Source organism: Erythrobacter sp. (assembly GCF_024305245.1).
Taxonomy (GTDB): Bacteria; Pseudomonadota; Alphaproteobacteria; order Sphingomonadales; family Sphingomonadaceae; genus Erythrobacter.
On sequence record NZ_JAMWYX010000017.1, the window covers coordinates 23,190 to 29,830 of the forward strand.

Here is a 6,641-nt window from a genome sequence, read left to right on the forward strand (position 1 = left end):
CTATGCTGCAGGCACTTTCATATCTGATTCCTGCGCAATCGTCCTGCGAGCTTCGCGAGCAGGCGGTGGCGAATTTCAGGAGCCTGCGACAGCAAATGCCGCTGCTTTATGCCACGGTTCTCGTCAACCTTGTCGGACTTCATGTTGCGACTGGCGGCGAAGAACTGGTTCTGATTTCGCCGGTCAGCTTTCTCACCGCTGTGCTCGCGTGGAGAATGATCGTCTGGCTGTTTTTCCAGCGGGACTGCGATGATCTGGATGTGATTGCCGCTCAATTGGTCAAGATGGTGGTTTTGACTGTCTTGGTATGCGTCGGCTTTTCGATCTGGACGCAGGTGCTCATTTCCAAGCACCCCGGCGAAACGATGAGCATTCTGTTGTTCAGCATTCTGGCCGCCTTGGGCGCTGCCTATGGCCTCAGCAGTTTTCCGCGCGCCGCAATACTCCCCCTTGCTATCCTCGGCCTGCCGATGGCGACCAGGCTTATGTTCATGAAGGACGCAACAAGCACGGGGATCGGCATCAGCCTGTTGCTGGTGCTTTTACTATTGATGCGTCTGCTGCACACACATAGCCGTGCACTGTCGGCGCTGGTTACCGGCCGGCTGGCGATTGCCAAGGAACATAATCGCGCAATCTCTGCCGAGGTGGCCGCTCTCAAGAGAGCGGATGAAGACGCTCTGACCGGCCTCGCCAATCGCGCAAAACTGTTTCGCGAAATGCAGCGCAATATGATGCAGGGCCCAACGTCAGGGGGCGGTAGCGTCGTCGCAATCAGTGATCTGGACGGTTTCAAGGCCGCAAACGACGCCTTCGGTCACGCTGCTGGTGATGCTATCCTCGAGGCATTTGCATTGCGCTTGCTGGGTGCATTTGGCGACAATGCCATTGTTGCTCGCACCGGAGGCGATGAGTTTGCCATATTCTGGCGTAATGGCCTGGCCAAGCAGGACATCGCCAAAATTGGGCGCACAATTTGTGACTTGGCCAGCACTCCGATCGAATGGGAGGGCAAAAGCCTGAACATCGGAGCCTCTTGCGGTCTTGCTGAAGCTGGTCCGATTTCTTCGTCGGTCAGCGAATTTGTCCGGCAGGCAGACTCGGCGCTCTATCGCGCAAAGGCATCAGGACGAGGTGTTTGGCGATTATACGATCAAGAGATGCATGCCTTGGACAAGCGCCGGGCAGGGCTTGAAAAAATGCTTCTGGATCGCAAGGCTCAAATGGAAATGACAGTCCATTTCCAGCCAATCATTTGCCTGGCGTCAAACACGGTGGTTTCTTCTGAAGCCCTGGCACGCTGGAATAGCGACGAATTGGGGGTCATCCCACCCAGCGAATTCATTTCCGTTGCCGAGCAACTCGGTATCATCGAGGAACTCAACGAAGCGCTGCTGCGCAAGGCCGTCAATGCTGTCAGGCCGTGGCCGCCGGAGCTGAGGCTTTCGTTCAACCTGAGCGCCATTCAGATCAGCCTGGAAGGCGCTGCTGCCAGAATGCTGGACCTGCTGGAGGAAGACGGTTTTTCCCCTGGCAGTATCCAGTTCGAGGTAACCGAAACTGCATTTCTTGCCGACATGGCAAAAGCGAAGCGTGAGTTGCAGAAGCTGAGGGAAGCTGGCTGCATAATTGCACTGGATGATTTTGGTGCTGGCCACGCATCTGTTTCCTATCTGCGCGACCTGGTATTCGATGTCGTCAAGCTTGACGGCTCGCTCACAACCAATATTCAGTATTGCGAACGTTCGCGTCGCATCCTGCTTGGACTGATAGAGCTTTGCCACGCCAGCGGAGCGAAATGTGTCGCAGAGCACGTTGAAACAGAGGAGCAACTGGCCCTGATCCGAGCCATGGGTTGCGATTTTGCCCAAGGCTACCACCTTGGTCGTCCGGAGTCCGGAATGACCATCTTGGCAATGAACCCCGGTCGCACCGCGCTTTCCTCGACCGAAGCCAAGATTCTCAACCCGATCGCAATGCTGCCAATCTCGAAAATCTGACCGGATTGCTTCTCGGAGGTCCAACTGTACCTTGTGTTCGCGGCAGGGCTGTCACTCGCCGAAGGTCAGCCAGCCTGTCGCGTGGCTGCCGATGACCATCCGGTTGCTTGACTACCAAATGAGTGCTTCACTCATGCAGATGCAGTTGGAGGGCTTGGGCGGTTTTCAAATACCCTTTTTCGGTCAAAGCGACGTTAGCAGGACGCCCATCGCTCCCCTCGCCTGACCTCTCGATGAGCTGCATGACTTCCATGGCGTGTATCCAGCGCAATATTGTGGACGACGCGCAATTGATTGAGTCGCAGAGAGTCGGGACCGATATCGGAGTACCCCTCCCTCTCGCCTCGAACAACTCGAGCACGATGTCGCAAGCGGGGCTGGTTGCAAAGCCATCATAATCGAAGATCTGGTCGATCTTGCGGCGCGTTATCTTCAGGGCTGCCGCCACCGCGTTAAGCGTGTCAGTGCTGGCAAGGCCGGCGTATTGCGGATCATTCATGCCTCTGACCTCGAGAGACAGAGCCTCCATCCGGTCAGCGATGGCATCGCCAGCTACCTGCTTGAATACTGAGTTCCTCGGCACTCGGTTCTTCTGATCGGCATCATGTTCCGGCACGATCACTTCTCCACTAAGGGTTGGCACCAAGTTGCGTATGGCACGGGCCACAGCGGTCGCCAAGTGAGAGCGGGCAAAACGATGAGCCAGGCTGTGCTTTCACCACCATATCTGGCCAAGAGAATCGGCCTTGACCATTTCGGATGGGATCGAAGTTTCACAGTCTGTCGCAAAGGTGTAACAGGAAGAGACGCTCACCAAAGGCCTGCTTGTCGAGAGGGGCGTTAGCTGAGTAGGTGCGCCCAACGAGTCGACCATTGTTAGCTAAAAGCTTTTTCCTCCATCCGACAGAACCCCTGCCATGAACAATCAAGCCACAGAGCAGGAGCAAGTATCGCTCGAGCAATTGATCGCGCTGGTCGAGCAAGCTCTCAGCCTTTGTGATGAGCTTGGTTACACCTTTGCGGCAATTGACATCTGCGCTGCGGCGGAAAAGCTGAGAGCGCTGCAGCACAAGCACGCAGCTTGTCGTCCCAGCATATCGGGGGGCTGAGTTGGCGCTATGCGGATGACGCCGGCTCCTGGTTGTGAGACATCTAAGCAGGAGCATCCGCTGTGGCTACGCCACAGCGTCCGGGGTTCGGCGGTCGTGCAAAGCTTGCTCCAAGGCATCCAGCACGAAGCTGGCATGTGCTGTCCGGCTGACCCGCCAGCCCACGATGTAGCGGGCATAAACGTCGATCACGAATGCGACATAGACGAACCCGCTCTCTAGGTCGAGACGTAGGTAAAGTCCGAGACCCACAGCCTGTTCGGCGCCGGCGCATGGAACTGCCGGTTGACGCGATCCAGCGGACAGGGCGCGGCTTTATCGCTGATCGTGGTGCGCACCGGCTTCCCGCGGATTACTCCATGCAAACCCATATCGCGCATCAGGCGTTCAATGGTGCAGCGGGCGATGGCGAACCCTTCACGCCTCATCTGCCGCCAGACCTTGCGCACGCCGTAAACAGCAAAGTTCTCGGCGAACAGCCGATCTTATCGGCAACCGACACCACCGCTGACCAGCGGGACGGATAATCGCCCTCGTTATCCAGTATCATCCGCACCGCACGGGCGCGAACCTCCGGCGAAAACTTGTTCGTTGTCTTGCTCATAAGGACTCCATCTACTCAAGAGTTGGAGCCTCCGACGATCCCGGGGCGGTTCAGTTCATGGATTTTGTGAAGATCGGTGTGCTGATGAATCTGGTCGTTGGTGCGGCTGTGTGCTGTGCCATCATCTGGCTGTATTGAAGCAGGCTGTACTGAGGGCAACGAGACCATGACGATGCCGCATCAACAGCATTGCGGAACAATCATCCGAATGCGAGCCAGACCCCCCCTCCGATGATTGCCCAGGACAAGCTCGCCATTCCAAAAATGATCTTGAGGCGGGTGGGGAGTGGAAGCTTATCCGCGTCGTCGACAGTGCGAGGATCACGATCATGCTCGAGAGCATCAGAAGGAGGAGTATCGACAATATCCGGGTCTTGCCGAAGATCAGCAAAATCGGAAGGTTCTTCATCTTTGAACTTCGGCCATACAATCTGACTTGCAGCGTAAATCCGCGTCAAGTCTGCTGGACTCAATCCCTCGGTGAACTCTGCTCCATAGAAATCGTTGCTCGCCCAAACGATCCGGGCCTCGCAGCGAAAGGAATCCGGAAAAGCAAATACGATCTGAACACCGGCCGCGAGCCTTTGCTCGGTCTCAAGCAAAATCCCGGACACCGAAACATCGTGAACCGTCACGTCGGAGACATCTGCCCCAACTTCGACGCGCACGGCTCCGAGACGAATGCGAAATCGATCGTAGCCACGATCATCGCCGGACTCGTCACTGAAAAAATGAGCAGGCATTGTCATATGCTGTCCGCAACCCAATCGTTTCAAGGTTGCAGCGTTGACAGCGGCTCATTGCGCCGCCGTAAATCATAGAACCGTAGATCTACCTATCAGCGGGGAGTGCGGCGATCCTCAGCTCAGGGATGGCATCATTACTGACGCGTTGATATTCCACGAAATGCCGCTTGGTCGCGCCCTCCGCGAACTCACCGGTGCGGCGGAGTGCAAGGCGCGGCGCTTCCTCCGCTCAGGAGGGGCGTAATTTACCGATCGCAATTGGCCTCAGGTGTGAGGTCAGGACAAGAGGGCTTATAGGTTCGCCGGCAAAGTTTTGGATCTGCGCTTGCGGGTATAGGCAGTCGCTCCAACCGCCATGATCAAGATGCCCAGCATCTCCAGCACCGAGCGCCAAGTGAACTCTGGCGCACCGCCGCCGAGAAGTTCATCCAAATGGTGAAAAGATGCGGCGCGCAGAAGAACAAACAGCCCAATGAAGACAAGGCCTATAAGGGCTAGCCGCACTGACGCGTCTGTACGCCTAGTCAGCCATAACATCACGATCCCGGCGACCACCGCCGCCACTCCCAGTGCCAAGACAAAAACATATTGCACCCTCCGGTGCTGACCATACCAGCCATTCGTCTTCGCGTATTCTCGACCAACTGCAGTCAAAAGGGCTTGCAAATCCAGCAGTTCATTGGCGCCGAGAAATACGAGCAACACTGATGCGATCTGCCAGAACATCCTGTCGCGTGTTCGGCGCTTTATCCATGCGTAATTAGAAGCTCGGACACAAGCCGCCGCCGCCAAGAGATAGGCGACGACTGTGACCCAATCAGCCAAATCGGCCTTCGCGACAGCCAACTGCCATTCACTTAGCATAATAGCGCCAACTACCTTACTCTGATGGCCAAAAGGACGAAGGCGGCCAAACTTCTGAGATGAGCTCTGCAGCAATCCGCCCCCTCATTCGAGTTGTTTCCCTCATATCAAGCGCCTCAGCTGCTGCAAAGTGCTTCATTTCGCAAGCGGCGATCAGGCAATCGCTATGGGTCCGAACCAGCTCGGTCGAGAAGTGCAAACAAACAAAATTCCGTTCTGAAGGCGCTCATTTGAGACACTTTTCCAATCAGGATTCTCGGAGCGATGTGGAATGCTTTTACACGGGTTAGTGCCGTGGCCGACAAGGACGGATCATGCAGGAGGCGGAAATCGCTTCGGACATCTGCCAAAGACCGGTGTAAATCCTATCTTCGGAAATAGTGTAATTAGCGCTTCACTCTTGATGCCACTACCTTCGAAAATCGTATTCTCTGAAAATTTACGCTGAGCCACCCCTCCTGCAGCGAATGTTGAGATTTAATCGTAAATTTACCTTACCTGTATAGGCTTTCGCGTGTTGTTGTGATTTCGGAGGCTTCTCCTGCGTGCTTTGGATCGCCATCAGAATGCTCACCGGCGATGCCCAGAAGTTCTACGGGCTATTGTTCGGTATCGCTTTTTCCACCCTGCTCATCACCCAGCAGCTGACGATTTTCGTCAGTCTGATTGAACGCGGCGCAAGCGGCGTTTACAATGCGCCCGAGGCCGAAGTGTGGGTGATGGACCCGGTCAGCCGTACCACCGACGTCAGCTACGCCATGCCATCAACCGCACTCGACAAGGTGCGCTCGGTTGAGGGAGTAAAGTGGGCTGTGCCGCACCTGCGCGCGCAGGCCAACGTTCGGACGAAAGAAGGTGATCTCGAAGGCGTGGCCGTGATCGGGGTGGATGATGCGACGCTGATCGGCTTGCCCCGCAGATTGATCTCCGGTTCAAGACATGTGTTGTCGGAGCCCGACACCGTCATCATTGATGATTTTGGAGCAATCAACCTGTTCGCCGAGGGCGAGAACCCGATCGGCCGGCGCCTTGAACTCAACGACCAGCGTGCGGTGATCCGGGGGGTGGCGGATTCGATCCCCAGCTTCACTACCCCCGTGACGCTTTATACAACCTATAGCCGCGCACTCAATTATGTCCCCGGTACGCGAAACCGGCTGAGCTTCGTGCTGGTCGGGGTGAGCGACGGCCTGACCCCCGAAGAGGTCGCCGCGCGCATAAACGAGCAGACCGGCCTTAAGGCGCTGACCCGCAGCCAGTTTGCGCAGGCGGGGGTCAATTTCATCATCGAAAATACCGGCATCCCGACCAATTTCGG

6 protein-coding genes and 1 pseudogene are annotated in these 6,641 nt (G+C 56.3%); 3 read left to right on the forward strand and 4 right to left on the reverse strand.

All coding sequences use genetic code 11. The features are described from left to right. Nucleotides 1–2 precede the first annotated feature (2 nt). On the forward strand, nucleotides 3–2,000 hold the full coding sequence (locus Q0L48_RS16210; protein WP_296722695.1) for an EAL domain-containing protein: 1,998 nt from the start codon (nucleotides 3–5) through the stop codon (nucleotides 1,998–2,000). A gap of 127 nt (nucleotides 2,001–2,127) precedes the next feature. Here Q0L48_RS16210 and Q0L48_RS16215 read toward each other — a convergent pair whose 3' ends face one another. Further along, the gene (locus Q0L48_RS16215; protein ID WP_296722697.1) at nucleotides 2,128–2,667 is read right to left on the reverse strand and encodes a MarR family winged helix-turn-helix transcriptional regulator; all 540 of its coding nucleotides are present in this window, start codon (nucleotides 2,665–2,667) and stop codon (nucleotides 2,128–2,130) included. Nucleotides 2,668–2,917: 250 nt separating this feature from the next. Between Q0L48_RS16215 and Q0L48_RS16220 the strand changes: the two genes are divergently transcribed. Continuing rightward, entirely contained in the window at nucleotides 2,918–3,109 is a 192-nt protein-coding gene (locus Q0L48_RS16220) for a hypothetical protein (RefSeq protein WP_296722699.1), read from the forward strand. Between the two features lie 87 nt (nucleotides 3,110–3,196). Here Q0L48_RS16220 and Q0L48_RS16225 read toward each other — a convergent pair. The 3 genes and pseudogenes from Q0L48_RS16225 to Q0L48_RS16235 all read right to left on the reverse strand — a co-directional run. Continuing rightward, nucleotides 3,197–3,713: pseudogene (locus tag Q0L48_RS16225) on the reverse strand (DDE-type integrase/transposase/recombinase); the annotation flags it as partial. Between the two features lie 200 nt (nucleotides 3,714–3,913). Further along, nucleotides 3,914–4,456 carry a PilZ domain-containing protein gene (locus Q0L48_RS16230; RefSeq protein ID WP_296722703.1) on the reverse strand — a complete coding sequence of 181 codons (543 nt, stop codon included), beginning with the start codon at nucleotides 4,454–4,456 and terminating at the stop codon, nucleotides 3,914–3,916. A 294-nt stretch (nucleotides 4,457–4,750) separates the two neighbouring features. Beyond that, nucleotides 4,751–5,305 carry a hypothetical protein gene (locus Q0L48_RS16235; protein ID WP_296722706.1) on the reverse strand — a complete coding sequence of 185 codons (555 nt, stop codon included), beginning with the start codon at nucleotides 5,303–5,305 and terminating at the stop codon, nucleotides 4,751–4,753. A 563-nt stretch (nucleotides 5,306–5,868) separates the two neighbouring features. On the opposite strand from Q0L48_RS16235, the gene Q0L48_RS16240 reads away from it, so the two are divergent. Beyond that, the coding region (locus Q0L48_RS16240) for an ABC transporter permease (protein WP_296722708.1) at nucleotides 5,869–6,641 on the forward strand (773 nt) is incomplete at its 3' end.

Coding starts and splice junctions, on each gene's coding strand:
- Q0L48_RS16210 (WP_296722695.1), top strand. CDS start 3: ATGCTGCAGGCACTTTCATATCTGATTCCTGCGCAATCGTCCTGCGAG.
- Q0L48_RS16220 (WP_296722699.1), top strand. CDS start 2,918: ATGAACAATCAAGCCACAGAGCAGGAGCAAGTATCGCTCGAGCAATTG.
- Q0L48_RS16230 (WP_296722703.1), bottom strand. CDS start 4,456: ATGCCTGCTCATTTTTTCAGTGACGAGTCCGGCGATGATCGTGGCTAC.